This window comes from Paractinoplanes globisporus DSM 43857 (assembly GCF_000379645.1).
Lineage (GTDB): Bacteria > Actinomycetota > Actinomycetes > Mycobacteriales > Micromonosporaceae > Actinoplanes > Actinoplanes globisporus.
This window is the reverse complement of record NZ_KB903299.1, coordinates 20022-43090: the sequence shown is the minus strand read 5'-3', so window position 1 is coordinate 43090 and position 23069 is coordinate 20022. Positions and strand designations below refer to the sequence as shown.

The 23069-nt window shown below is 71.0% G+C and carries 23 protein-coding genes; 6 read left to right on the top strand and 17 right to left on the bottom strand.

Annotated elements, in window-relative coordinates; all coding sequences use genetic code 11:
- Window positions 1–18: 18 nt before the first annotated feature.
- Genes A3CQ_RS0113380 through A3CQ_RS0113370 form a run of 3 tightly spaced genes read right to left on the bottom strand, consistent with a single transcriptional unit; the run spans window position 19 to window position 3104 of the window.
- Window positions 19–1146 (bottom strand): sulfotransferase family protein, encoded by a 1128-nt coding sequence (locus A3CQ_RS0113380; RefSeq protein ID WP_020511446.1) that lies wholly within the window; start codon window positions 1144–1146, stop codon window positions 19–21.
- A 20-nt stretch (window positions 1147–1166) separates the two neighbouring features.
- On the bottom strand, window positions 1167–1943 hold the full coding sequence (locus tag A3CQ_RS0113375; protein ID WP_020511445.1) for an SDR family oxidoreductase: 777 nt from the start codon (window positions 1941–1943) through the stop codon (window positions 1167–1169).
- A 3-nt stretch (window positions 1944–1946) separates the two neighbouring features.
- Window positions 1947–3104 (bottom strand): hypothetical protein, encoded by a 1158-nt coding sequence (locus A3CQ_RS0113370; protein ID WP_020511444.1) that lies wholly within the window; start codon window positions 3102–3104, stop codon window positions 1947–1949.
- A gap of 88 nt (window positions 3105–3192) precedes the next feature.
- Here A3CQ_RS0113370 and A3CQ_RS0113365 point away from each other — a divergent pair, with 88 nt between their 5' ends.
- The 3 genes from A3CQ_RS0113365 (at window position 3193) to A3CQ_RS0113355 (ending at window position 7051) form a co-directional block, all read left to right on the top strand.
- On the top strand, window positions 3193–4194 hold the full coding sequence (locus A3CQ_RS0113365) for an alcohol dehydrogenase catalytic domain-containing protein (RefSeq protein ID WP_026205658.1): 1002 nt from the start codon (window positions 3193–3195) through the stop codon (window positions 4192–4194).
- Between the two features lie 63 nt (window positions 4195–4257).
- Entirely contained in the window at window positions 4258–6297 is a 2040-nt protein-coding gene (locus A3CQ_RS0113360) for an MDR family MFS transporter (RefSeq protein ID WP_020511442.1), read from the top strand.
- Window positions 6298–6475: 178 nt separating this feature from the next.
- The gene (locus A3CQ_RS0113355) at window positions 6476–7051 is read left to right on the top strand and encodes a dihydrofolate reductase family protein (RefSeq protein ID WP_020511441.1); all 576 of its coding nucleotides are present in this window, start codon (window positions 6476–6478) and stop codon (window positions 7049–7051) included.
- 10 nt (window positions 7052–7061) lie between these two features.
- Here the strand turns inward: A3CQ_RS0113355 and A3CQ_RS0113350 are convergent, their stop codons facing one another.
- The 3 genes from A3CQ_RS0113350 to A3CQ_RS0113340 form a co-directional block, all read right to left on the bottom strand.
- Window positions 7062–7286, bottom strand: a complete 225-nt coding sequence (locus tag A3CQ_RS0113350; RefSeq protein WP_020511440.1) for a helix-turn-helix transcriptional regulator — start codon at window positions 7284–7286, stop codon at window positions 7062–7064.
- A 12-nt stretch (window positions 7287–7298) separates the two neighbouring features.
- Complete coding sequence (locus tag A3CQ_RS0113345; protein ID WP_020511439.1) at window positions 7299–7715, bottom strand: hypothetical protein; 417 nt, start codon at window positions 7713–7715, stop codon at window positions 7299–7301.
- Window positions 7716–7791: 76 nt separating this feature from the next.
- Entirely contained in the window at window positions 7792–8268 is a 477-nt protein-coding gene (locus A3CQ_RS0113340; RefSeq protein ID WP_020511438.1) for a hypothetical protein, read from the bottom strand.
- A gap of 88 nt (window positions 8269–8356) precedes the next feature.
- Here A3CQ_RS0113340 and A3CQ_RS52665 point away from each other — a divergent pair, with 88 nt between their 5' ends.
- Both A3CQ_RS52665 and A3CQ_RS0113330 read left to right on the top strand, forming a co-directional pair.
- On the top strand, window positions 8357–8893 hold the full coding sequence (locus tag A3CQ_RS52665) for an RNA polymerase sigma factor (RefSeq protein ID WP_020511437.1): 537 nt from the start codon (window positions 8357–8359) through the stop codon (window positions 8891–8893).
- Entirely contained in the window at window positions 8890–9978 is a 1089-nt protein-coding gene (locus A3CQ_RS0113330) for a CU044_5270 family protein (protein WP_026205656.1), read from the top strand. The genes A3CQ_RS52665 and A3CQ_RS0113330 overlap by 4 nt, the downstream gene beginning before the upstream one ends.
- Before the next feature lie 26 nt (window positions 9979–10004).
- Here A3CQ_RS0113330 and A3CQ_RS0113325 read toward each other — a convergent pair whose 3' ends face one another.
- Genes A3CQ_RS0113325 through A3CQ_RS0113300 form a run of 6 tightly spaced genes read right to left on the bottom strand, consistent with a single transcriptional unit; the run spans window position 10005 to window position 16568 of the window.
- Window positions 10005–10973 carry an ABC transporter ATP-binding protein gene (locus tag A3CQ_RS0113325; protein WP_020511435.1) on the bottom strand — a complete coding sequence of 323 codons (969 nt, stop codon included), beginning with the start codon at window positions 10971–10973 and terminating at the stop codon, window positions 10005–10007.
- Entirely contained in the window at window positions 10970–12001 is a 1032-nt protein-coding gene (locus A3CQ_RS0113320; RefSeq protein ID WP_020511434.1) for an ABC transporter ATP-binding protein, read from the bottom strand. Before A3CQ_RS0113320 ends, A3CQ_RS0113325 begins: the two co-directional genes overlap by 4 nt.
- Window positions 11988–12911 (bottom strand): ABC transporter permease, encoded by a 924-nt coding sequence (locus A3CQ_RS0113315; RefSeq protein WP_026205655.1) that lies wholly within the window; start codon window positions 12909–12911, stop codon window positions 11988–11990. Before A3CQ_RS0113315 ends, A3CQ_RS0113320 begins: the two co-directional genes overlap by 14 nt.
- A 7-nt stretch (window positions 12912–12918) precedes the next feature.
- Entirely contained in the window at window positions 12919–13908 is a 990-nt protein-coding gene (locus tag A3CQ_RS0113310) for an ABC transporter permease (protein WP_020511432.1), read from the bottom strand.
- A 24-nt stretch (window positions 13909–13932) separates the two neighbouring features.
- Window positions 13933–15627, bottom strand: coding sequence for an ABC transporter substrate-binding protein (locus tag A3CQ_RS0113305; RefSeq protein WP_157295813.1), 1695 nt, complete (start codon window positions 15625–15627; stop codon window positions 13933–13935).
- Window positions 15624–16568 (bottom strand): ROK family protein, encoded by a 945-nt coding sequence (locus A3CQ_RS0113300; protein ID WP_020511430.1) that lies wholly within the window; start codon window positions 16566–16568, stop codon window positions 15624–15626. The genes A3CQ_RS0113305 and A3CQ_RS0113300 overlap by 4 nt, the downstream gene beginning before the upstream one ends.
- A 147-nt stretch (window positions 16569–16715) precedes the next feature.
- Between A3CQ_RS0113300 and A3CQ_RS52660 the strand changes: the two genes are divergently transcribed.
- On the top strand, window positions 16716–17933 hold the full coding sequence (locus tag A3CQ_RS52660) for an ROK family transcriptional regulator (RefSeq protein WP_020511429.1): 1218 nt from the start codon (window positions 16716–16718) through the stop codon (window positions 17931–17933).
- On the opposite strand, the gene A3CQ_RS0113290 is transcribed toward A3CQ_RS52660, so the two are convergent.
- From A3CQ_RS0113290 to A3CQ_RS0113270, 5 genes are all read right to left on the bottom strand, one after another.
- Entirely contained in the window at window positions 17917–18936 is a 1020-nt protein-coding gene (locus A3CQ_RS0113290; RefSeq protein ID WP_020511428.1) for a synaptic vesicle VAT-1 family membrane protein, read from the bottom strand. The two genes, A3CQ_RS52660 and A3CQ_RS0113290, sit on opposite strands and share 17 nt — an antisense overlap.
- Window positions 18937–18995: 59 nt before the next feature.
- The gene (locus tag A3CQ_RS0113285) at window positions 18996–19901 is read right to left on the bottom strand and encodes a hypothetical protein (RefSeq protein ID WP_020511427.1); all 906 of its coding nucleotides are present in this window, start codon (window positions 19899–19901) and stop codon (window positions 18996–18998) included.
- A gap of 75 nt (window positions 19902–19976) precedes the next feature.
- A complete protein-coding gene (locus A3CQ_RS0113280; RefSeq protein WP_020511426.1) occupies window positions 19977–20849 on the bottom strand; it encodes a TIGR03619 family F420-dependent LLM class oxidoreductase in 873 nt (290 codons plus the stop codon).
- Window positions 20846–21844, bottom strand: coding sequence for an acyl-CoA dehydrogenase family protein (locus tag A3CQ_RS0113275; RefSeq protein WP_020511425.1), 999 nt, complete (start codon window positions 21842–21844; stop codon window positions 20846–20848). The genes A3CQ_RS0113280 and A3CQ_RS0113275 overlap by 4 nt, the downstream gene beginning before the upstream one ends.
- Before the next feature lie 8 nt (window positions 21845–21852).
- Window positions 21853–23013 carry an acyl-CoA dehydrogenase family protein gene (locus tag A3CQ_RS0113270; RefSeq protein WP_026205654.1) on the bottom strand — a complete coding sequence of 387 codons (1161 nt, stop codon included), beginning with the start codon at window positions 23011–23013 and terminating at the stop codon, window positions 21853–21855.
- Window positions 23014–23069: the final 56 nt, after the last annotated feature.

The following is a 23069-nucleotide window of genomic DNA, read 5'->3' as shown; positions in this document are numbered from 1 at the left end:
CACCGTACCCCCGCCGCATCACCCGGCGAAGGCGGCGTCCACGTCGGCGGCGGTCAGGCCGAAATCGGCGAGGTCGTAGCGGTGCGCCGGGCGGCGGGGCTCGGCCTGCAGCGAGGTCATGGCGGCCCGTGCCCCCGGCGTCAGCGGCGTGTCCAGACGGTCATATATGTAGGCCATCGTGCCGATCGGATCCGTTACGAAAGCGTCGTAGTCGACGTCGATGAAACGCGAGGGGTCGTGCCGCGAACGGTCGGAAGCGAAGCGCCGCAGGCCCCGCGACCACAGCTCCAGCTGCGCCCGGCCCAGCACTTTGCCGCGGAACAGCTCCGACCAGCCGTCCGAGGCGCGCGCGTTGAGGCTGCACACCGAGGCGATCGCCACCCGCGGCGCGCGATGGGTCTGGATGATGACCGCGTCGGGGTACGCGGCGAGCAGCGCGTCCAGCGCGAACAGGTGGCTCGGGTTCTTCAGCACCCAGCGGCGATCCCGATTGGTCAAACCAATCAGCTGCAGGTTGCGCCGGTGGCGCCGGTAGGCGGAAGTCCAGTCCTGCCCGCTCAGCCACCGCGAGTAGCTCGGGATGTGGGCCAGGCACTCGAAGGACACCGAGGTCATCGACTGCACCAGCAGCCGCCAGCACTCCTCGACCTGGTCGGCCCCGGTGTAGTGCATGCCCATGAACTCCGGGTCGGACTCGTGGTGCTGCTCGTATCCGGCCTGCAGCGCCGCGAAAATCGGGTTCGACTCCCACGTGTCGCGGGGCGGGCGCGGCTGCGGCACCTCGGTGAGCCACAGCTCGAGGCCCTGGTGCGCGGGATCGCGGGTCAGCAGCCGGTGCAGCGCGGTGGTGCCGGTGCGCGGCAGGCCGGTCAGGAAGACCGGGCGAGTTATCGGCACGCCGGTGTGCTCCGGGAACTGTTTCCACGCCGCTTCGCTCAGGAGCCTCGACACCAGCGCCGCGCGCAACAGCCCGCGGGTCATCTTGCTGCCCGCCGGGGTCAGGCTTGCCTCTTTCCCGTACGCGGAGAGCAGCGCGACCATCCCGTCGCGGTAGGAATCGTCGCCGAAGTCGTCGAGTCCGGTCAGCCGGGTCGCGGAGGCGTGCAGGTCCTCGACGGTGCCGACGTCCGTGCGAACGGTCTGCATATTGGTCCGCCCTCGGTCGCTCAGTGGTGGAACTCGCCGCAGTTGACGTCGAGGCACTGCCCGGTGATGCCGCGGGCCAGATCGGAGACGAGGAACAGCACGGCGTCGGCGACCTCGTCCGGCTCGGGCAGCCGGCGCAGGTCGGTGGTGGCCGCCACCTCGTCGTAGATCTGCTGGGCCGGTACCCCGCGCTGTTCGGCCTGATGGTCGAACCACCAGCGCAGGCTGTCGGCCCAGATCCAGCCGGGCGCGACCGAGTTGACCCGTACGCCCTTCGGGCCGAGCTCGCCGGCCAGGTTCTGCGCGACCGCGAGCAGCCCGGCCTTGGCCAGCTTGTACGGCCCGAACGGGCGCCGCGAGTGCCGCAGCACCGCCGAGTTCACCATGACGACCGCGCCGCCGGACTCGATCAGCGCCGGGGTCAGCAGCCGGGTCAGGCGCAGCGCCGCGAGCACGTTGACCTCGAAGTTCTCCCGCAGGTCGTCGAACTCGACCTTGCCGAGGCTGCGCATGGGCGGCATCGCGAACGCGTTGTTCACCAGCGCGTCGACCCGGCCGAACTCGTCGACCGCGCGCCGCACCAGGGCCGCGCTCGCGTCGTCGTCGGTGAGGTCGGTCGGCACCACCAGCGCTCGCCGCCCGGCCGCCTCCACCTTCCCGGCCACCTCGGACAGGTACGGCTCGGTGCGGGCGGCGAGCACCACGTCGGCGCCGGACTGGGCGGCGCGCACGGCGACGGCCTGGCCCAGCCCGGGGCCGACCCCGGCGACCAGCACGACCTTCTCGGCGAGCAGCACGACTCAGCCCAGCATCCGGGCCGCGGTGCCGGCCTGCCGGGCGGCGATCCGCTCGCTCCACTGCGAATGGTCGATCCTTTCGTGGTACGGCAGCTGCTTGGGCAGGTCGTCGACGGCGACCACCTCGACCCGCGGGCCGTCCGCATCGGTCAGCGGGCGGGACAGCCGCTGCCACCGCAGTTGCACGTAGCCGCGGTCGTGGCCGGTGCGCTCGATCCAGTTCGCCACGCCCGGATCGCGCTCGCTGATCACGTACCGGATCATGCCGTCGGGGTCGATCCGGGCCTGCGGCACGGTGAGGCTGGTCTGATGGTTCATGTAATCCAGCGAGACGTACCACATGCTGCCGAGCTGAAGGCCCTGGTAGGGCGCGTCGGAGACCGGGACGGTGACCACCATCGCCTGGTCGTCGGCGAGCTCGTAGTGGCCGGCCGAGGAGTACTGAGTGGCCAGCCCGCCGGGGGTGAGCCGGGGCGGTGTCAGCGTGTTCACCGGCAGATTCAGGTAGAACCTTTCGGCGAACGCCAGAAACGTGCGGATCCGGCCGACGAGCATCTTGCCGGCCACCGCGTACCGCCGGGCGAGGATGTCCATCGTGAGCGGCGGCGGCGCGGCACCCGCCCGATCGGCGCGGTGGATGCGCAGCGTGCCGGGTCGCTCGGTGGCCCAGTCGCTGAAGACCTCGCGCACCACGAGCATGGCCGAGCCCGGGGCGAGCGGGAACGCGTTGCGCCCGGACAGGCCCGTCCCGAACCGGATCTCGAAGCCGCCGTCCGCATCGATGTCGATCTCGCGGTCGTCGAACGCGGCGAGGCTGCCCGGCACGTTGACCGGGGAGTAGGAGCCGTCGAGGATCTGGAAGCTCAGGTCGGCGGTCGTCCCGCGGCGCCCGGTCACCACATACTCGGCGTCGTCGCGCAGCCACGCGTGGAAGTAAAGCGTGTCCGGATTATCGAGACCCATTTTCGTGTACGGCCCGGTGGAGCGCACGAAGTAGGGAAAGTCGCGTTCGTAGGCCCAGGCCATCTGGATCGATGCCCGGATGCCGCCGGCCAGGTAGTCGTGGCCCTCGATCAGGTCCTGCTCGCCGCGGATGTGGGGGGCCTCGGCGACGACGCGCTCGGCTTCCGCGATGGCGTCGGCGAACGGCTGAGTAAGCACGGTTCATGCTAGAACGCGTTCTAACTTGTGGTCAACGAACGGTCGGACGCGCCTTGACCGCAGATAGAACGTGTTCCACTCTAGAGCGATGCGGGCTTTCCGTATGACCGACTGGGGTTCAGTCCCTTCGCACGCCGAGGTGCCCGAGCCGGTGCCCGGGCCCGGGCAGGTGCTGGTTCGCGTCGCCGGCTGCGGGCTGTGCCGGTCCGACCTCACGATGCGCCAGATGCCGCGGGCGGTGGGCGAGCGGCTCGGGTGGCGGATGCCGTTCACGCTCGGCCACGAGACCGCGGGCTGGGTCGCCGCGCCCGCCGCCGATCTGGCCGAGGGCACCGCGGTGGCGCTGGCCGCCACCGCCTCCTGCGGCAGGTGCTGGTTCTGCGTGCGCGGCCTGGAGAGCGGCTGCCCGCACGGGCTGACCGGCCGCGGCTACGGGCGGGACGGCGGCCTGGCCGAGTTCGTGCTCGCCGACCGGCGGGGCGTGCTGCCGCTGGGCGGTCTCGACCCGCGGCACGCCGGGCCGCTCACCGACGCGGGCGCCACGGCCTATCACGCGGTCCGCCGGGCAGTGCCCCGCGTGGTCCCCGGTGGCACCGCGGTCGTGGTCGGCGCGGGCGGGCTCGGCGCGTTCGCGGTGCAGTTCCTGCGGGTGCTGACCGCCGCCCGGGTGCTCGCCGTCGACCCCGACCCGGCCCGGCGCGCGTACGCGGAAGAGGCCGGCGCCCACGAGACGCTGCCCGGCGTGGATCGCCTCCGCCGGATCGGCGCCGACGCCGTGCTCGACTTCGTCGGCACCGACGAGACCATCGCGGCCGGGATCGCCGCGGTCCGGCCGGGCGGCGCCTACGGCCTCATCGGGTCGGCGGGCGGGCGGCTCGATCGGCCCTGGTTCGGCACGCTGCCCCGCGACGGCGAGGTCTACACCTTCCAGGGCTCGGCCATCGCCGACGCGCAGGAGGTTATCGCCCTGGCCGGGGCGGGTCTGATCCGCAACCAGGTGGAGGAGTTCGCCTTCGAGAAGACCGAGGAGGCGTACGACCGGCTCGCCTCCGGAACGCTCACCGGACGCGCCGTCGTACTGCTGCAATAGGTCCGATCATTTGATCTGTTGCGGATGAGGCGTCCCCGGCCGGACCGTAGCAATGATGGCGGGATGACGGTGGCGACCCCGGCCCCGGCGATCGGCCGGCGGCAGATGAACCTGGTCTTCGTCACGGTGTTGCTCGGCATCCTGTTGTCGGCGCTGGACCAGACGATCGTCTCCACGGCGCTGCCGACGATCGTCGGCGACCTGGGCGGCGCGAGCCACCTGTCCTGGGTGGTGTCGTCGTATCTGCTCGCCGACACCGTGGCGACTGTGCTCGCCGGCAAGTTCGGCGACCTGTTCAGCCGCAAGCTCGTCTTCCAGATCTCGGCCGGCCTGTTCGTCGGCGCGTCCGCGGCCTGCGGGTTTGCCGGAAGTATGACCTGGTTGATCGCCTGGCGGGCCGTTCAGGGCGTGGGTGCCGGCGGCCTCGCGGTGACCGCGACCGCGCTGATCGCCGACGTCATTCCGCTGCGCGAGCGCGGCAAGTACCAGGGCGCGCTCGGCGCGGTGTTCGGTGTGACCACGGTCCTCGGGCCGCTGGCCGGCGGTCTGTTCACCGACCACCTGTCCTGGCGCTGGGCGTTCTACATCAACCTGCCGCTCGGTCTGGCCGTGATCGCGCTGGCGAGCGCGACGCTGCCGCGCCGCCGCGCCGAGGGCCGGGTACGCATCGACTACCTCGGCATCCTGCTGGTGTCGCTCGGCACAGCGGGCCTGACCCTGGCCCTGAGCTGGGGCGGCACCCAGTACCCGTGGGGATCGGGCACGATCATCGGCCTGTTCGCCGGGTCGGTGGTGGCGCTTGCGCTGTTCGTGCTGGCCGAGTCGCGCGCCGAGGACCCGATCCTGCCGCTGCGCCTGTTCCGCCGGTCCGTCTTCACGATCAGCGTCATCCTGGCGTTCATCGTCGGGTTCGCGATGCTGGGCGCGATGACGTTCCTGCCCACCTACCTGCAGTACGTCAAGGGCGTGTCGGCCACCGACTCCGGCGTACGCACGCTGCCTTTGGTCATGGGTTTGCTTGTCACCTCGATCGGCTCCGGCGTCGTGGTCAGTCGCACTGGCCGTTATAAGGTCTTTCCGATTGTCGGCACGCTGGTCATGGCGCTCGGGCTGTACCTGCTGTCGCGACTCGACGCCGGCACCGGGACCCTGATCACGTCGCTGGACATGCTCGTGCTCGGGGCCGGCATCGGCCTCTGCATGCAGGTTCTGACCATCATCGTGCAGAACACCGCGGACTTCCGAGACCTCGGCGTCGCGACCTCCGCCGTGACCTTCTTCCGCACGCTGGGCAGCTCATTCGGCGTCGCGATCTTCGGCACGATCTACTCGAACGCGCTCGGCACCCGGCTGGCCGCGGCCTTCGCGGAGACCGGCGGGCTGACCCCGGCCGCGGTCGCGACGCCGAAGCTGCTGCACTCCCATCCCCCGGAGCAGATCGCGCCGATCGTCGACGCGTACGCCGAGGCGCTGCACGTCGTGTTCCTGGCCGCGGTTCCGGTCGCGCTCGCCGCGTTCGTGCTCGCCCTCTTCCTGAAGCAAGTGCCGCTGCGCGACTCCTCTCGCGCCGGGGCCGGCGACGTCGGCGGCGGGTTCGGCATGCCGGACTCCGCGGACAGCTCCGTGCAACTGCAGACCGCCATCGCCCGCCTCATCCGCAGCCAGCGGCCGGAGCGGCTCGCCGCGCTGCGCGAGGCCTCCGGCAGCGAGCTCGACACCGCCAACGGCTGGTGCGTCGGCCAGGTCCACGTGCGCGAGCGGCTGGACCGCGACACCAGCCTGCGCGCGATCGCCCACCGCGTCCGCGTGCCCGGCGCCGTGCTGTGGCCGGCCTTCACCGCCGCCATCGCCGCCGGCTACCTGGCCGGCACCGAGGACAGGCTCACCGTCACCCCGCTCGGCCGGACCGAGCTGGAACGGCTGGTCGCCGCCGTGCGAGCCTGGCTGGCCGCCGAACTGGCCGACTGGGGCGCCGACGACGACGCCCAACTGCGCGCCGCCCTCACCGCCCTGGCCCGCCGCCTCGTCGACGACGACCCACAGCCACTGCCCGCTGCTCCGGAGGGCCCGCCGATGGCCGTGGCCGGCTCGCCGCGAGCCTGACCGCCAGCCACGCGACCGGCGTCGAGCCGCTAACCGACCGGCCACGCACTCGGACCGGATCGGCCCGGAAGAGTTTTGAAAGAGATCCGGGAGGCGTGTCGGATCGGGGCGGTGGTGTTCGTAGCAGGGGTGACGCCGCCACCAGGCGCGGCGCGCCCAACTCCCGCAAGGAGACACCGTGACTGCCACGTACACCTTCGACATCTTCTCCACGCTCGACGGCTTCGCCAACCACCAGGGCGACTGGGGCGGCTACTGGGGCAAGCAGGGCCCCGAGTTCCTCGCGCATCGCGCTGCCGCCTACCGCGACCCGCTGCGCATGGTGCTCGGGGCCAAGACCTACTCGTCGAACGCGCCGTTCCTTGACGCCGGCTTCGACCGCAGCCTGTTCGACGGATGGATCACGCGCATGTTCGACTCTCCGGTCACGGTGATCTCGAGCCGGCTGACCGAGCCGCTGGAATGGCCGGGCACGACCATCGAGTCCGGCGATCCGGTCGAGGTGGTCACGCGCCTCAAGGCCGAATCCGACGTGCCGCTGCGCTCCCACGGCAGCCTGACGCTCAACCGGGCGCTGCTGAATGCCGGCCTGATCGACACCATCGAACTGACGGTCTTCCCGGTGATCTCCGGAGCGACCGGCGTGGACCGGATCTTCGACGGTGCGGACGACTTCGACCTCGAGCTGCTCGAGGCCCGGACCTTCGACGGCCACACGCAGGTGCTGACCTATCGGCCGACCCGGCACGGTTGATCGGCGCCGCTCATTGCCGGGCCGGGTTTCCCGTCGTCTCCGGCCGGTCGGGGCGGAAGATTTGTTCGATGGTCAGGCCGAAGACGTAGGCGATGGTGAAGGCCAGGGGCAGGCTCGGGTCGTAGCGCCCGGTTTCGATGGCGTTGATGGCCTGCCGGGAGACCTGGCACCGGTCGGCCAGGTCGGCCTGGCTCCACCGGCGGGCCGCGCGCAGCTCGCGTAGTCGGTTCTCCACGGGTGCTTTCCCTCAGCGATGGAAGCGGTGGAAGCGGGTGCGCAGGTCGGCGATCAGGAGCCAGAGCGCCACGCCGCCGAGGAGGATCAGCTGCGCCAGCTGATGGAGCTCGACGATGCCGGAGGCGTCGAGCAGGGTGGCCACCTGCAGCGCCACCAGGACGGCGGCGAACGCGATGGCCATGCTCTCCAGCTGGACCCGGCGCAGGTATTCATCGGCCCGCCGGAAGGCTCGCACCAGCACCCAGGCCACGGCGAGGGTGAACACAGTGGTGGTCGCGATCCACCAGGCCTTCTGGGTGGCGGTCTGGTCGGGGTTGCTGCCGAGCGCCAGGGCGATGATCCCCAGGGTGGACACGGGTATGCCGTCGATGAGGACGGCGCGGCGGGCCGCGCGTGTCACCTGGTCCTCCTGTGCCTGCTTTGCCATGCGTCGAACGTAAGCTGGCCCTTCCATTTAGTCAAGCGTCCCTGACATCATGGAAAGGAAGCCTGACAACCCTCGCTCAGTCGCCGGCTCCGGTGTACGAGCCGCCGTGCTCCGACGCAACCTGGGTCAGCGAGGCGACCCGCTGCTCGAACTCGGCGCTGGGCCACAGATCCGGATATGTCGCGGCGACCTCCCAGGAGTCGGACCCACCGCTGAGGGAAGCGCCGCCCCCGGATTGCTCGACCCAGGCCACGACCTCCCGCGCGGACCGCACATCCCCGAACCGCATCCGATAGACGGTGACGCGCGCCGCCGCGGCCGGATAAGAAGACCCGTCGCCCATGGCCCAGTGCACCCGCCGGCACAGGTCGGCGATGACGGCGTTGAGCTCGCCGGGGGAGACCTCCCCGAGCAGACCGTGCTTCCTCAGCCGCCGGCCGAGACGGTCGGCCAGCGCCGGGTCGAGCTCGTCGGCCGCGACCTGGGCGCCGACGCTGACCAGCACGTCGAGGATGGCGGTGAGGTCGGACGGGGGAAGTACACGAGCCTCCATCCGTGAATTGGACCACCCCAGCGGTAAGAATCGAGCCCCTGCCGTCATTACTCGCGACGGCTCACCCTTCTCACAAGGAGCAGCGCGAGTGACATCCCCAGCGGCACGGGACCGGTTCGCGGAGGTCTTCGGCCGGCATCATCGCCAGGTTTACGCGTACGCGGTCAGCCGGGCCGGGCGGGACGTCGCGGACGACATCGTCAGCGACACCTTCCTGGTGGCATGGCGGCGGCTCGACGCCATGCCCGCCGAGCCGCTGCCGTGGCTGCTCGGCGTGGCCCGCAACGTCGTGCACGAGCGACATCGGGACGCGGCCAACCAGCTGCGGCTGCTGTCGCAGGCGCCGCCCGAGGCCGAGGGCGACGTCGCCGAGGCGGTGGCCGAGCGGGCGGTGACCCTCGCGGCCCTCGACGCGCTCGGCGCCACCGACCGCGAGCTACTCACATTGGTCGGATGGCATGGCCTTTCGACCTCGGAGGCCGCGCAGGTGGTGGGCTGCAGCACGGCCACCTTCCTGGTGCGGCTGCACCGCGCGCGAAGACGCTTCGAGAAGGCCCTGACCGAACAGTCGGCCGCCGTCGTCCCTTCCCGTCCCGCTTCCCCCGCAGAGGAGATCCGCAGATGAACCGCCATCGTGAGGCGATGCGGCTGATCGCCGAGGCGCGCCCGAGCGTGCTCGACGAAGCACCGTCCCGGCCGATTCCGAGCTTTCCCTACCAGCCGATGCCGATGCCCATGCCGACGCCGCCGGCCCGCCGCCGGAGTCGCCGCCTCCTCGCGGCCGGGCTGGTGCCGACGGCCGCCGCCGTGGTCGCCGTGGTCGTCGCGGTCGGATCGGCATCGAACCCGCCGGGGGAGTCACCGCCCACGTCGTCGATCGCGACGGCGGCCCCGCCGGCCACCGCCCGCGGCCTCCTGCTGGCCGCCGCCGAGAAGACCACCACCACCCCCGGGACCGGCGACTTCTGGGTGACCAAGGTCGAGCTTCATCATGTGTACGACGTGGGCGGCTACCACGTGCAGGGCAGCAGCGAGATGGAGACGTGGCACCCGCTGCGCCGCGGCGAGGACGTCACCTTCGTGACCCGCTGGCTCGGCGCCGCCCCGGCCACCGACGCCGACAAGGCCGCCTGGCGGGCCGCGGGATCGCCCGCCGAGTGGGCGCTGACCGGGCCGGACGGCAAGCAGGCCCACGGCCGGAAGCTCACGGCTGCCCCGGGCAAGCGCGACGTCTCGGTCATGCCCGGCGGCGACTTCGCCGTCGGCGGGACCTCGCTCACGTACGCCCAGATCCAAGCGCTGCCGGCCGACCCGGACAAGCTCAAGGCGTACCTGATCAAGCTGGATGACGCGGCGGGCCGCGACGGCACCTGGACGCCGGACCAGATCGCGAGATGGCGGGTGGAAATGCTGTTCAGCGAGTCCTGGACGCTGCTGAGCGACCTGCCGGTCCCGGACGGGGTGCCGGCGGCGACCTACCGGATGCTGGCCGGCCTGCCCGGGCTCACGGTCGACGAACACGCCCGGGACGCGAAGGGCCGGGCCGGGGCCGCGATCGGCTACGCCTACCGCAACGCGGACGGCAGCGCCGTGAACACCCGCCTGGTCATCGACCCGGACTCCGGTTCGCTGCTGGCGTGGGAGCAGAGGTCGGACGCCACGGTGTTCCTGAGCTCCCGGTACTCGTCGACGCCGCCGCCCCGTTCCTGACTCGCGACGCGCCTGCCGCGTGGTGGTCAGACCGCCACGTGGCAGGCGGCGCTGTGCCGCGGCCCGAGTTCCCGGAGCAGAGGGGTCTCCACCGCACAGCGGTCGATCGCGAGCGGGCAGCGCGCGCGGAACCGGCAGCCCGGCGCCGGATCCACCACGCGTGGCGGCTCGCCGCGATCGACGACCGCGTCCGGGTCGAGCGGAGCGCGGGGATCGGGCACGGCCGAGAGCAACAGCTGGGTGTACGGGTGTTTCGGGTCGGCCAGCACGTCCTCGGTCGGGCCGGTCTCGACGATGTGCCCGCCGTACATGACGGCGATCCGGTCGGACAGGTAGCGCGCGCTGGCGATGTCGTGCGTGATGTAGAGGATCGAGACGCCCTCGTCCTCGCGCAGCGCCGCCATCAGGTTGAGCAGCCCGATGCGGATGGACACGTCGAGCATGGACACCGGCTCGTCCGCGATGATCAGTTTCGGGCGGTAGGCCAGCGCCTGGGCGAAGCCGACGCGCTGGCGCTGCCCGCCGGAGAGCTGGTACGGGTAGCGCTCCAGGATTTCGGCGGCCGGGTGCAGCCCGACGGCCTCGACGACCCGCACGGCCTCCGCCTGCCGGGCGGCCGCATTGAGATCCGGCCGGTGCAGGATCAGCCCCCGCATGATGCCGTGGCTGACGCGGTACGCCGGGTTCAACGAGCTGAACGGGTCCTGAAAGACCATTGGCACGTCGCCGCGGTATGACAGTAAGTCCTTGCGCCGGCGCAGCTTCGCCAGCGGTCGCCCGCGGTAGATGATCTCCCCGGCGGTGGGCGCGTAGACCCGGGCCAGCAGCCGCGCGATGGTCGACTTGCCGCTGCCGCTCTCGCCGACCAGCGCGATGATCTCGCGCTCCTCGATGGTCAGGTCGACGTCGTCGACGGCGTGCAGCCGCTTGCCCGAGAACGTCCCGCCGACCTTGAAGTGCCGGGTGAGCCCGTGCGTCCGCAGCAACTCGGTCATCGGTCCTCCTCGGAAGACGAATCCGGGGCCGAGGCCGGCGAAGAGGCCCGGGACGAGGCCGGGGCCGAGACGGGGTCCGGCGCGTTGAGCAGGCATCGGCTGAGGGCCGGCCCGACCGGGTAGAGCGGCGGCCGGGTGGTCACGCACGCGTCCACCGACACCGGGCAGCGCGGCTGGAAGCTGCAGCCCGCCGGCAGCCGCGACAGATCGGGCGGACTGCCCGGGATGCCGGTGAGCGGCACCCGGGGCCCGCGGATCGACGGGAACGCGTCGAGCAGCCCGCGGCTGTACGGATGGGCGGGATGGTCGAAGACGTCGCGGGTCGGACCGGCCTCGACGACCTGGCCGGCGTACATCACCAGAAGCTGGTCGGAGAAGTGGCTGACCAGGGACATGTCGTGGGTGACGAAGATGACCGCGAAGCCGAGCTGGGATTGCAACTGGCGGATCTGCACCATCAGTGCGCGCTGGGCCACCACGTCGAGCGCCGAGGTCGGCTCGTCCATGATCACCAGGTCGGGCGTGAACAACAGCGCCATGGCGATCATCGCCCGCTGCCGCATGCCTCCGCTGAGCTGGTGGGGATGGCTGCTCAGGTGGATCGGGTCGATGCCGACCAGGCGCAGCACCTCGACCGACCGCTCGGCGATCTCCGTCTTGGTGTACTTGCCGTGCGCCGCCATGGCGTCGGCGAGCTGAGCGCCGACCGAGGCCACCGGGTTCAGCGCGTTCATGGCGCTCTGCATGACCACCGAGAAGTCCCGCCAGCGCAGCACGTTGAGCTGCTTCTCGGTCATCGTCACCAGGTTCTGCCCGCGGAACTCGACGCTGCCGTGGGTGATCGCGGCGGGCGGGCTGAGCAGCCGGGCCAGGGCGAACAGCAGGGTCGACTTGCCGCAGCCCGACTCGCCGACGACGGCGACGAACTCGCCCTCGCCGACGCTGAAGCTGACATCGTCCACCGCGACCGCCGGCCGGTTCTCGGTGGCGTACTCAACCCGCAGATGCTGAACGTCAAGCAGCGGCACGACGACGCCTCCGAACGGGTCGCAGAGCGGGGTTGCTGAACTCGTCGAAGGCGTAGTTGAGCAGCGCGAACGAGACGCCGAGCAGGGCCACGCAGCAGCCCGGCGCGAGAGACCACAGCGGCATGCCGCTCTGCAGGGCCTGCTGGTTCTGCGCCCAGTAGAGCATCGTGCCCCAGCTGATCGAGTTGGGGTCGCCGAGGCCGAGGAACTGTAGGCCAGCGGCGGTCAGCACGGAGTAGAGGGCCGCGCCGAGGAAGTTCGCCACGATCAGCGACGTCATGGTGGGCAGCATCTCGCGGAAGATGATGTACGACCGGCGTTCGCCCCGGACCCGCGCCGACTCCAGGAAGTCGCGGTTACGCAGGGACAACGCCTGTGCCCGCATCTGGTTGGCGCCGTACGACCAGCCGGTGATGATCAGCACGATGATCACCACCGAGAGGGTGCCCTTGCCCGCGTACGTGGCCAGGATGATGATCAGCGGGAACGTCGGGATGATCAGGAAGACGTTGATGATCATCGACAGGACGTCGTCGGCGACGCCGCCCAGGTAGGCGGCCGAGACGCCGACGAGCACCGAGAGCACGGTCGCGAAGAAGCCGGCCACCAGGGCGATCACCAGTGACTGGCGGGTGCCGTAGACCAGCTGGGCCCAGATGTCCTGCCCGAGCGAGGTGGTGCCGAGCCAGTGTTCGCTCGAGGGCGGCAGGGCGGGCGGGAAGGCGAGCTTGTTCGGCTCGGTCACCGAGGTGAACAGCTGCGGCACGACCGCCAGCACCGTGAAGACGATGAAGATGATCAGGCCGATCATGGCCTTGCGATTGTGCAGCAGGGAACGCAGGAACCCGCCGCCGCGCCGGCGGGGGGAGGGCGGCGCGACCGGGGTGGTCGTGGTCAGCAATGCCGTCACTGCCCGCTCACCCCTTCGCCCGGGAGCGCGGGTCGAGCCACGCGGTCGCGAAGTCGCAGAGCAGCACCGAGACCAGCACCGCCACGGTGAACAGCATGAACAGCACCTGCATCAGGGGGTAGTCGGTGTTCTGCACGGCGTTGTAGAGCAGGTACCCGAGCCCGGGGTAGTTGAACACGTACTCGACGAGGATGGCGCCGGAGATGACGAACCCCAGCGACATCGCGAAGCCGGACAGGTTGGGCAGGAACGCGTTGCGTGCCGCGTACTGATACATGATTTTCCGATTGGTCAGGCCCTTGGCCCGTCCCATCCGGATGTAGTCCTCGGCCAACGTGGTGATCATGTTGTTCCGCATGGTCAGCACCCAGCCGCCGACGGCCGTGATGAAGATCGTGAGCCCGGGCAGGATCGCGTGCCGCAGCACGCTGCCGATGAACTCCGGGGTGAACCCGGGCTGCACGCTGCTGTCGTAGTTGAAGTCACTGGGCAGCCAGCCCCCGGTCCAGACCGAGAAGACCAGGATCAAGAGCAGACCGACCCAGAAGTACGGCAGGGCCGAGGTCACCACGAACACCGACGGCAGGATGGAGTCCAGTGTCCCGCCTCGACGCCAGCCGGCCAGTACGCCGATCACCGAGCCGGCCAGGAACGCCAGCACGGTCGCGACCCCGACCAGGCCCAGCGTCCACGGCAGGGCCTGACCGACGATCTTGGTGATCGGCTCGCCGAGGGCCGAGCCGATCGAGACGCCCCAGTTCCCGGTGAACATGTGGCCGAGGTAGTCGAGGTACTGGACGCCGATGTTCTCGTCCGGCTTGTACCCGAACGCGGTGAGCATTTGCTCCAGCGCGGCCGGGGAGAGCTTGTTGAAGGTCCGCGCGCGCAACGCCTGCAACGGGCTGCCCGGCATGAACCGCGGGATGAAGAAGTTGACGGTGAGCGCCGCCCACAAGGTGAGCACGAAGAATCCGAGGCGTCTGAGCACGTATCTCATGGGCGGCCCTCCTGTCCGGCCGGGTTACTTCTGCGCGGCCTTGGAGTACAGGTGCAGCATCACCTGTTCGTTGTCCGGCACCTTGTACGGCGACGGCTCCGCGTACGGGTTGTCCGGCGTCGGCCACCCCAGAATGTCCGCGGTGTTGTACTGGAACCAGTCCACCGAGCCGGTGGTCGGGATCATCGGTATGTCCTTCAGCATCAGCGCGGAGAGCTGCTTCACGATCGACACCTGCCCGGCGTCGTCCGCGGTGGCGTACTCGTCGAGCAGTTTGTCGGCCTCGGGGCTGTTGTAGCGCTCGAAGTTGGAACTGGCGTTCTTGCCGATCGGCGCCGAGTTCTTCGAGTACATCACCTGGCGCAGCTCGTAGTAGGGCGACGGGCCGCTGTTCTGCTCGCTGTAGTAGGCCAGGTCGAAGTCGCCGGTGTAGAGCTTGTTGAGGAACGTCTGCTGGGCCAGGTCGTCGACGGTCAGGTCGATGCCGATCGGCTGCAACTGCTGCTTGACCACGGCGAGCGAGGCGTCCCAGTCGGTGTAGCCGGTGATCGTGATGACCGTGAGCTTCAGCGGGTTGGCCGGCGAGTATCCGGCGCTGGCCAGCAGCGACGTGGCTTTGGCCGGGTCGGGCTTCTCGTAGCCGGAGGCGGTCAGCGCGGCCTGGTCGAAGTACTTCTGGAAGGTCGGCGTGACCACGCCGGTCTGGTTGGCCGCCGGCTGCTGGCCGCCCTCGCCGATCTGCGCGATCTGGTTGCGGTCGAGGGCCGCGGCGATCGCCTGGCGCACGGCGAGCTTGCTGGTGGCCGCGTGCGACGGGTCGAGGTTCGGGAACAGGCCGACGTTGAGCAGCGGCGGCGACCAGGTGTGGTTGTCCGGCGACTTGGCCAGGTAGAACGCCTTGATGTTCGGGATGAACTGACCACCCCACTGCGCCTTGCCGCTGGCCAGGTCATTGTTGGCCGGGGCGTTGTCCAGGTACGCCGGGTACTCGATCTTCTGGATCCAGGGCTTGCCGGCCTGCCAGAACGTGGGGTTCGCGGTGTACTCGATGTTGTTCGGCCCGCAGGTGCTCAGCAGGTACGGGCCGGTGCCGATCGGCTTCGGGTTGGTCCAGGTGTCCGGGTGCGCCGCGGCCTCGCCGGCCGAGAAGATGTGCTTGGGCACGATGCCGACCTGGTCGGCGACGTTGTAGAAGTACGGCTTCGCCGGCTTGTCGAAGGTCATCGTGACCTGGTTGCCGGACGCGGTGACGCCGGTCAGCCCGGCGCCGCTCCACAGCGCGAAGAGATCCAGCGCCGGGTGGGCCTTCATGAGGTTGAAGGTGTACGCCACGTCGTCGGCGCTGAACGCCTGCCCGTCGCTCCACTTCACCCCGTCGCGGATGGTGAAGACGATCGACTTGAGGTCGTCGCTCCACTTGTACCCGGTGGCGAGCATCGGCGTCTCCTTGGAGTTGCCGACCACGGAGACGTGCACCAGCGGCTCGTAGAGGAGACCGAGCACCTGCTGGTTCTGGGCCGGGTTGAACGGGTTGAACTGGCAGGGCCAGGTCTGCCCGGTCGTGTTCGCGATGGTGACCGTGCCGCCCGGCTTGTGCGGGCCGTCGGTGCCGGACGCGTTCTGGTCGGTGGAGGTCGTGGAGGTGGAGGACTTCCCGCTGCACGCGGACAAAACGAGCCCCGCCGCCAGTACGACGATCAGGCTCTTGCTACGCATCATCCTGGTATTCCCTTCTGCACTATGCCGACGCCGGTGGGTCGCCCGCGGGCGGCCGCCACGCCGTGGGCCAGGGCCCCGATCAGTGGCGCGTCGTGGGGGAAAGCGGCAATGACGAGTTCGGGTGGATAGGGGACGGCGGCATCAAGCGCCGCGCGCAGTCGCGGGCCGATCAGGTCCCACGCGCGCACCATCCCGCCGCCCACGGCGATCCGCTGCGGATCCACCGCGACGGCGAGGTTCACGAGGTGAAAGGACAGCTCGGTGAGGAAGTCGTCGAGCACTGCGGCGAGCGCGGGATCCTCCGTCACCGCGCCGAAGAACGCGGCCCCGGTGATACCCGGGACCACCCGGGCGGCGGCCGTGAGCAGCGCGCCGCCGCTGACCGTCGCCTCCAGCGGCGTACGGTCGTCGAGCCCGCGGCCGACGTCGCCGAGACCGCGCAGGTTGTAACCGATCTCGCCGGAGGCGCCATGCCGCCCGGCCAGCACCGTGCCACCCGCGACGATCGCGACGGCCAGCCCGGTGCCCAGATTGAGGTAGATCGCCGGGTCGCAACCGGCCAGCGCGCCCCGCTCGGCCTCGACCTGGGCCGCGGCCTTGACGTCGGTGACCAGCCGGATGGGCACGCGGTCGAAGGCGGCGCCCAGCTCGCGGGCGAGGGACACGTCGGCCCAGCCGTCGATGGCCGGTGCCAGCGCCACCCCGTCCGGGCCGGGGATGCCGAAGGTGGACACGCCGAGGCCGGCCAGCTCGCCGCCGGGCGCCACCCGGTCCAGGAGCCCGCGCCCCGCGACGATCGTCGCGGCCAGGCTGGCCGCGGCGCCCGACTCGGCGGCGGCCGGGACGGTGATCTCGCCCAGCCGGTTGCCGTCGAGGTCACCGACCGCGATAGCGATCTTGGTGCCGCCGAAGTCGATGCCCAGTACGACCGCCGGTGGCATACCGCCTCCCCAACGTCGTTGCGCTCGGCCATGATTGTTAGTGAGGTTGACTATCGTCTGATAGGTAGGAAAGTAGACTACTGATCTCGACCGGGACAAGAGCGGCCGCCCGAGTTCCGCGTCAAGAGTCTGTAACGGAGGTGAGGCATGGCGGTTTCCGGCTCGGCTGCCCGTCCGCGGCTCATCCGCGCGCTGAACGAGCAGCTGATGCTCGACCACATCCGCACCACGGGGTCGCTGTCCCGGGCCGACCTGGCCCGCATCTCCGGGCTCGCCAAGAACACGGTGTCGCTCGCCCTCGGCAACCTCGAACGGGCCGGGCTGGTCCGCCCGGCCGGCGTGCGGACCGGGGTGCCCGGGCCGGCCGCCGTGCTCTACGAGGTGAACCCCGACTCCGGCTTCGTCCTCGGCCTCGACGTCGGCGGCCAGTACCTGCGCGGGGCGATCGCCGACTCGGCCGGCGCCGTGCGGGCCCGGGCCACCCTGCGGGCACGGGCCCGCACCGGCCACGGCCGGGTGGCCGCGCTGGCCAAGCTCGGCGCCGACCTGCGCGCCGAGGCCGGCTTCGGCCCCGGCGCCCTGGGCCAGACCGTGCTCGGCAGCCCCGGCATCTACGACCCGGCCCACGACACGCTCACCCTCGCCGCCGGGCTGCCCGGCTGGGGCGAGCCGGCCGTGCTGCGCGAACTGCGCCGCACCTTCGGCACCGAGATGGTGCTGGAGAACGACATCGACGCCGCCGCTCTCGCCGAGCAGGCGCACGGGCACGGCCGGGACGTGACGAGCTTCGCGTTCATCTCGGTCGGCACCGGGATCGGCATGGGGCTGGTCATCGACGGCAAGCTCCACCGCGGCGCGCACGGCGCGGCCGGTGAGATCGGCTTCCTTCCGATGGACGACGATCGCGTCGACCTGGACGACGTGCGCCGGCTCGGCGGGGGTCTGGAGACCGTCGCGTCGGCGGGCGGCATCGTCCGCGCCGCCCGCCTGGCCGGCATGCACGGCCCGCTCTCCGCGCGCACCGTCTTCGAGGCGGCCGCGCGTGGCGACGCCCGCGCCCGCGGCGTCGTCGAGGCCGAGGCGGTCCTGATCGCGCGGGCCGTCTGCGCCGTCATCGCGGTCGCCGACCCGCACCTGATCGTGCTGGGCGGTGGCGTGGGCCAGGCCGCCGACTTCCTCGAGCGGGTCGCCGCCCGGGTTCGCGAGCTGGCGCCGGTGGAGCCGGCCATGCGGGTGAGCGCGCTGGGCAACGACGCGGTGGTGGACGGTTGCCTGGCCGCCGGGGCGGACCGGCTCTGGGAGCGGCTGACCGCCGGGCTGGCCCCCGACACCACCGCGATCGGCGGGATCAGGGAACCAGTATGACCTTGCCGATGTTGCGGCGCTCGCCGATCCGGCGGTGCGCGGCCGCCGCCTGCTCGAACGGGTACACCCCGTCGATCCGCGGCCGGACGGCTCCGGCCTCCCACAGGTCGAGCAGGGCGGTCAGCTCCTCGCGCAGCAGGTCGCTCCGGCTCCACAGGTGGCCGAGATTGACGCCGCTGACCGTCTGGTTGTGGTTCATCATCGAGAACGGCGTCATCAGCGGCACCCCGGCGAACTGACCGATCAGACGGCGTACGCTGCGCCGCTCACCGCCGCTGAGGTTGGCGAAGCCGTACGCGACGAGCTGCCCGACCGGGCGCAGCAGACCGAGACCGCGTTTCCAGTCGCGGCCGCCCAGCGCGTCCAGGACGAGGTCGACCCCTTCGCCGCCGGTGAGCTCCCGCACGCGTGCCACGTAGTCCTGGGTGCGGTAGTCGATCGGGTGAGTGCAGCCCTCCTCCCGCAGCACGCCGTGCTTGGCCTCGGACGCCGTGCCGAACGTGACGACGTCCGGCACCGTGCGGCACAGTTGGAGCGCGGCGAGGCCGACCCCACCGGCGGCCATGTGCACCAGCACCCGGAACCCCGGGCGCAGGTTCGCGACGCGGAACAACATATGGTACGCGGTCAGGTAGTTCACCGGCAGGGCGGCGCCGTCGACGAAGCTGAGGTCGTCGGGCATCGGCAGCACCCGCTCGGCCGGCGCGCATACCAGCTCGGCGTGCCCGCCGAAACGCACCAGGGCGAGCACCCGCTGCCCCTCGGCCAGGCCGGTGACCCCGGGACCGAGCGCGTCGACTTCCCCGGCGACCTCGTACCCGACGACGGACGGTGGCTTCGGCGCGTCCGGATACAGGCCCTGGCGAGCCATGACCTCCGCGAAGTTCAGCCCGGCGGCCCGGACCGCGATCCGCACCTCACCCGGGCCCGGCGTCGGGTCCGCGCTCTCGCGTACCGCCAGAACCTCGGGTCCACCCGCCTTGGTGATCCAAATCGCCCGCATCCGTCCATCCTGCCGTGCGGCGGCGTCACCTCCGCAAGGGGAGGTGACGCCGGACGGCACTACTTCTGGAAGTTTCCGGGTCCGTACACGTGCGACGAGCCGTTCGGCGGGGTCTTGATGCTCGCGAACGGGACGTCGAAGACCAGCACCTGCTTGGTGGACCGCTTGATGGTCCACAGCGCCGGCCGGCCGCCGGAGCGGTCCCAGGAGATGCCCTGGCCCTCGACGCCCGGCAGCTCGACGGTGGCCACCCAGGTGAGCTCGGCGCCGGCCGCGGGCAGCGTCATCACGTACGCCTCACCGAGGTCGTGCCCGGTCAGCCAGAGCCGGCCGTCCGGACCCCACGAGCCGCCGGAATTGCTCATCGGCTTGAACCGGTCGAGGATCGTCTTGGGAATGGTCCAGGCCTCGACGATCTGGAAATGATCGTCCATTTTCACGACCTGGGTGTTGTAGGTCTGACCATACGGCTCGGTCTGGCCGTCCGGGACGATGTCGTAGTTGGCGAACCCGGCCCACCACGCGCCGTCGTGCCGGTCGATCCAGGTCAGCGAGCCCCGGTCGATGCCGAGGCTGTGCGTCTCGACGTGGCGCATGGTCCGGGTGTCGTACACCTCGATCGAGCCGGCCATCGGCGAGGCGTCGTAGTTGGAGTGGGCCGTGTAGAGCTTGCCGCCGACCACGACGCCGCTGTCCATGTGGATGATCGGGCCGGCGCTGTCCGACACGAACTGCAGCAGCGGCTCGCCGCTCGCCCGGTCGTGCTTGGTGACGTTGCGGTTGTCCACCGCGTAGAAGTTCTTCTTGTCGACCGCGACCGCCTGGTTGGCATCGAACGCGTCATAGGTGCGCACGAGCTTCGCCTGGTAGACGGGCGGTTCGGCGGCCGCGGCCGCCGACGGGATGGAGAGTCCGAAGGTGAGCAGGACGGCGCCGGCAGCCCCGGCGATGATTTTGGTACGCATGTGCTCAACGTCCACGCGTTCCCACTCACCGCCGTGAATGCGCTCGGACCAGGCCCTGAACTGATCAGGAACAGGTCAGGCGACCTTGCCGATCACCTCGTCGGCGAAGCGACGGATGCCGTCCTTCTTCGCGGCCAGGTCACCGTCGAACCCGACGCCGTAGAAGCGCCAGGGCACCACGATCGCGTCGGTCACGCCGATGTCGGCCTGCTGCTTGAACCCGTCCAGGCCGAAACGGTCGATGCAGACCGCCTGGATCTCGAAGGACTGGTCGGCGCGGCCGTACTCGGTCCGCAGCGCGGCCAGCCTGTCGATGACCTTGCGCAGCTCCTCGAAGCGCATCATGGCCGATGACCAGCCGTCGCCGACGCGGGCGGCACGGCGCAGCGCCACGCCGGTGTGCCCGCCGACGTAGATCGGCACCGGCGACGAGGGCGCGGGGCTCATCTGCAGCTTGCCGAACTCGAAGTGCTTGCCGTGGTACTCGACCATGCCGCCCCCGAGGATCAGCTTCAGCACCTCGATCGCCTCGTCGCCGCGGGCGCCCCGGTCGGCGAACGGCGCGCCGCACCACAACGACTCCTCGGGCGACCAGCCCAGGCCGACGCCGAGCCCGAACCGGTTGCCGGTCAGGTTCGCCACCGAGCCGACCTGGCGGGCCAGCAGCACGGGATTGCGCGGGCCGAGCTTGAGCACCTGGGTGTAGAAGCGGATGGTCGAGGTGGCGGCGCCGAGCGCGGCGGCGGTCACGAGCGGGTCCGACCACGGCGTCTCGGCCGTCCAGAACCGGCTGCCGTCGGGAGTGTACGGATACTTCGCGCTCACCTCCTCGGAGTAGAACAGCGAGTCGGGCAGCGCGATCGAGGCGAAGCCGCACTCCTCGGCCGTGCGGGCCAGGTCGATGAGCTGGTCGAGGGGGCTGAGCGCGATGCCGAGACTGAACTTCATCCTGGTTCTCCCCGGGAGGTCGAAGCGAGCGCGAGCAACTGGGCGGTGGCCCCGCCCAGCAGGAACTCGTGGTACTTGGCGGCGAGGAAGTAGCGGTGCAGCGGGTACTCGACGTCGATGCCGACGCCGCCGTGCACGTGGACCGCGGTGTGCAGCACCCGATGGCCGGCCTCGGCGGCCCAGAAGCCGGCCGTCGCCACCTCGGCCCCGGCCGGCCGTTCCTCGGCGAGCAGCCAGGCCGCCTGCCACATCGTCAGCCGCAGGGCCTCGACATCGATGTACGCGTCGGCGAGCCGCTGCGACACGGCCTGGAACGATCCGATCGGCTTGCCGAACTGGACCCGGGAGCGGGCATACTCGGCGGTCATCTCCAGCGCCCGCTCGACCACGCCGAGCTGGGCCGCGCAGGCGCCGAGCGTGGCGCGCGCGGCGAGCCAGGCGGCGGCCCCTTCCAGCGGCTGGCCGGGTGCGCCGTCCAATCTGAGCAGTCCGGCGCCGGGGCCGCCCTCGACGCGCTGCGGCTCGACGGCGACACCGGGGTCGCCGGCCCGTACGAGGAACACGTCCGGCCCGGACGGGACCAGGATCAGGGCGGCCCGGTCGGCGGCCGGGACCGCCGTGACCTCGCCGTCCAGAATCCAGCCGTCGCCGTCGGGCCGGGCGTCGGCGGAGCCGGGCGCGGCGGTCAGCACCAGCTCACCGCGCGCGGCCGGGGCGGTGAAGGAAGCGACCTGCGAGTCGGTGCCGAAGCGGGCCACGGCCGACGCCGCGACGATCGACGGCAGGTACGGCACGGTCGCCGCGGCCCGGCCCAGCTCGACCAGGATCGCGCACTGCTCCAGCACGCCGTACCCCTCGCCGCCGGCGCTCTTGGGCAGCGCCGCGGAGAGCACTCCGGCCTCGGCCAGCGCCGGCCACAGCGGACGGCCGGAGGCAGTCAGGTCCCGGGTCAGCGCGGCCAGATCGCACGCCTCGCCGCTGAGTGTGAAGTCCATCGTGCCTCCTATCGCCGGATCGGCAGGCCGAGCGCGCCGGCCGCGATGATGTCGCGCTGCACCTCGTTGGTGCCGCCGCCGAAGGTGAGGATCAGCGAGGCCCGGTGCATCCGCTCGATCCGCCCGGCCAGCAGCGCGCCCGGCGATCCGCCACGCACCGTCGCGGCCGGCCCGAGAACATCCATCAGCAGCCGGTACGCCTCGACCGCGAGCTCGGTCCCGTAGACCTTCCCGGCCGACGCCCGCACCGCCGCCGGGGCGCCGTCCGAGCCGGCCGCGACCCGCCAGTTGAGGAGCTTGAGCACCTCGGTCTTGGCGTGCACCCGGGCCAGATGCAGCCGTACCCACTCGAGGTCGATGCGCCGCGAGGAAACGGCCCACGCGGTGACCTCGTCCAGCGCCCGGCGCAGGGGAGCGGACGAGGTGAGCGCCACCCGCTCGTGGTTGAGCTGGTCGGTGATGAGCCGCCAGCCCTCGTTCTCGGCGCCGACCCGGGCGGAGACCGGCACCCGCACGTCGCTGTAGTACGTCGCGCTGGTGGTCGGGCCGGCCACGGTGCGCACGGGCGTCCACGAGAAGCCGGGCGCGTCGGTCGGCACCACGAGCATCGACAGGCCCTTGTGCCGGGGAGCGTCCGGGTCGGTGCGGCAGGCCAGCCACACGTAGTCCGCGTACTTGATCAGGCTGGTCCACATCTTCTGGCCGTTGACGACGTACTCGTCGCCGTCGCGGACCGCCCGGGTGCGCAGCGCCGCGAGATCGGTGCCCGCCTCCGGCTCCGAGTAGCCGATCGAGAAATGCACCTCGCCGGCCGCGATCCGGGGCAGCAGATCGGCGCGTTGCTGGTCGGAGCCGTGCCGGGCGATGGTCGGCCCGACCGTGTAGATGGTCAGGAACGGCACCGGCACGCCGGCCATGGCCGCCTCGTCGGCGAAGATCAGCTGGTCCATCCGGGACCGCCCGCCGCCGCCGTAGTCGACCGGCCAGCCCAGCGCCAGCCAGCCGTCGCGGCCCAGCTGCCGCACCACCGTGCGGTACGCGTCGCCGTCGCCGTACTCGCCCTCGTCGTCGGTGAGCGCCGCCCGCAGCGACGGTGTCATCAGCTCGGCGAAGTACGCCCGCAGCTCCTGGCGCAGCTGCTCCTGCTCCGGTGTGTATCCCAGGTGCATGTCGCCGCCCGATGTCATAGATTAGAACAGGTTCTAGTAGAGTCCATGCGGCGGAG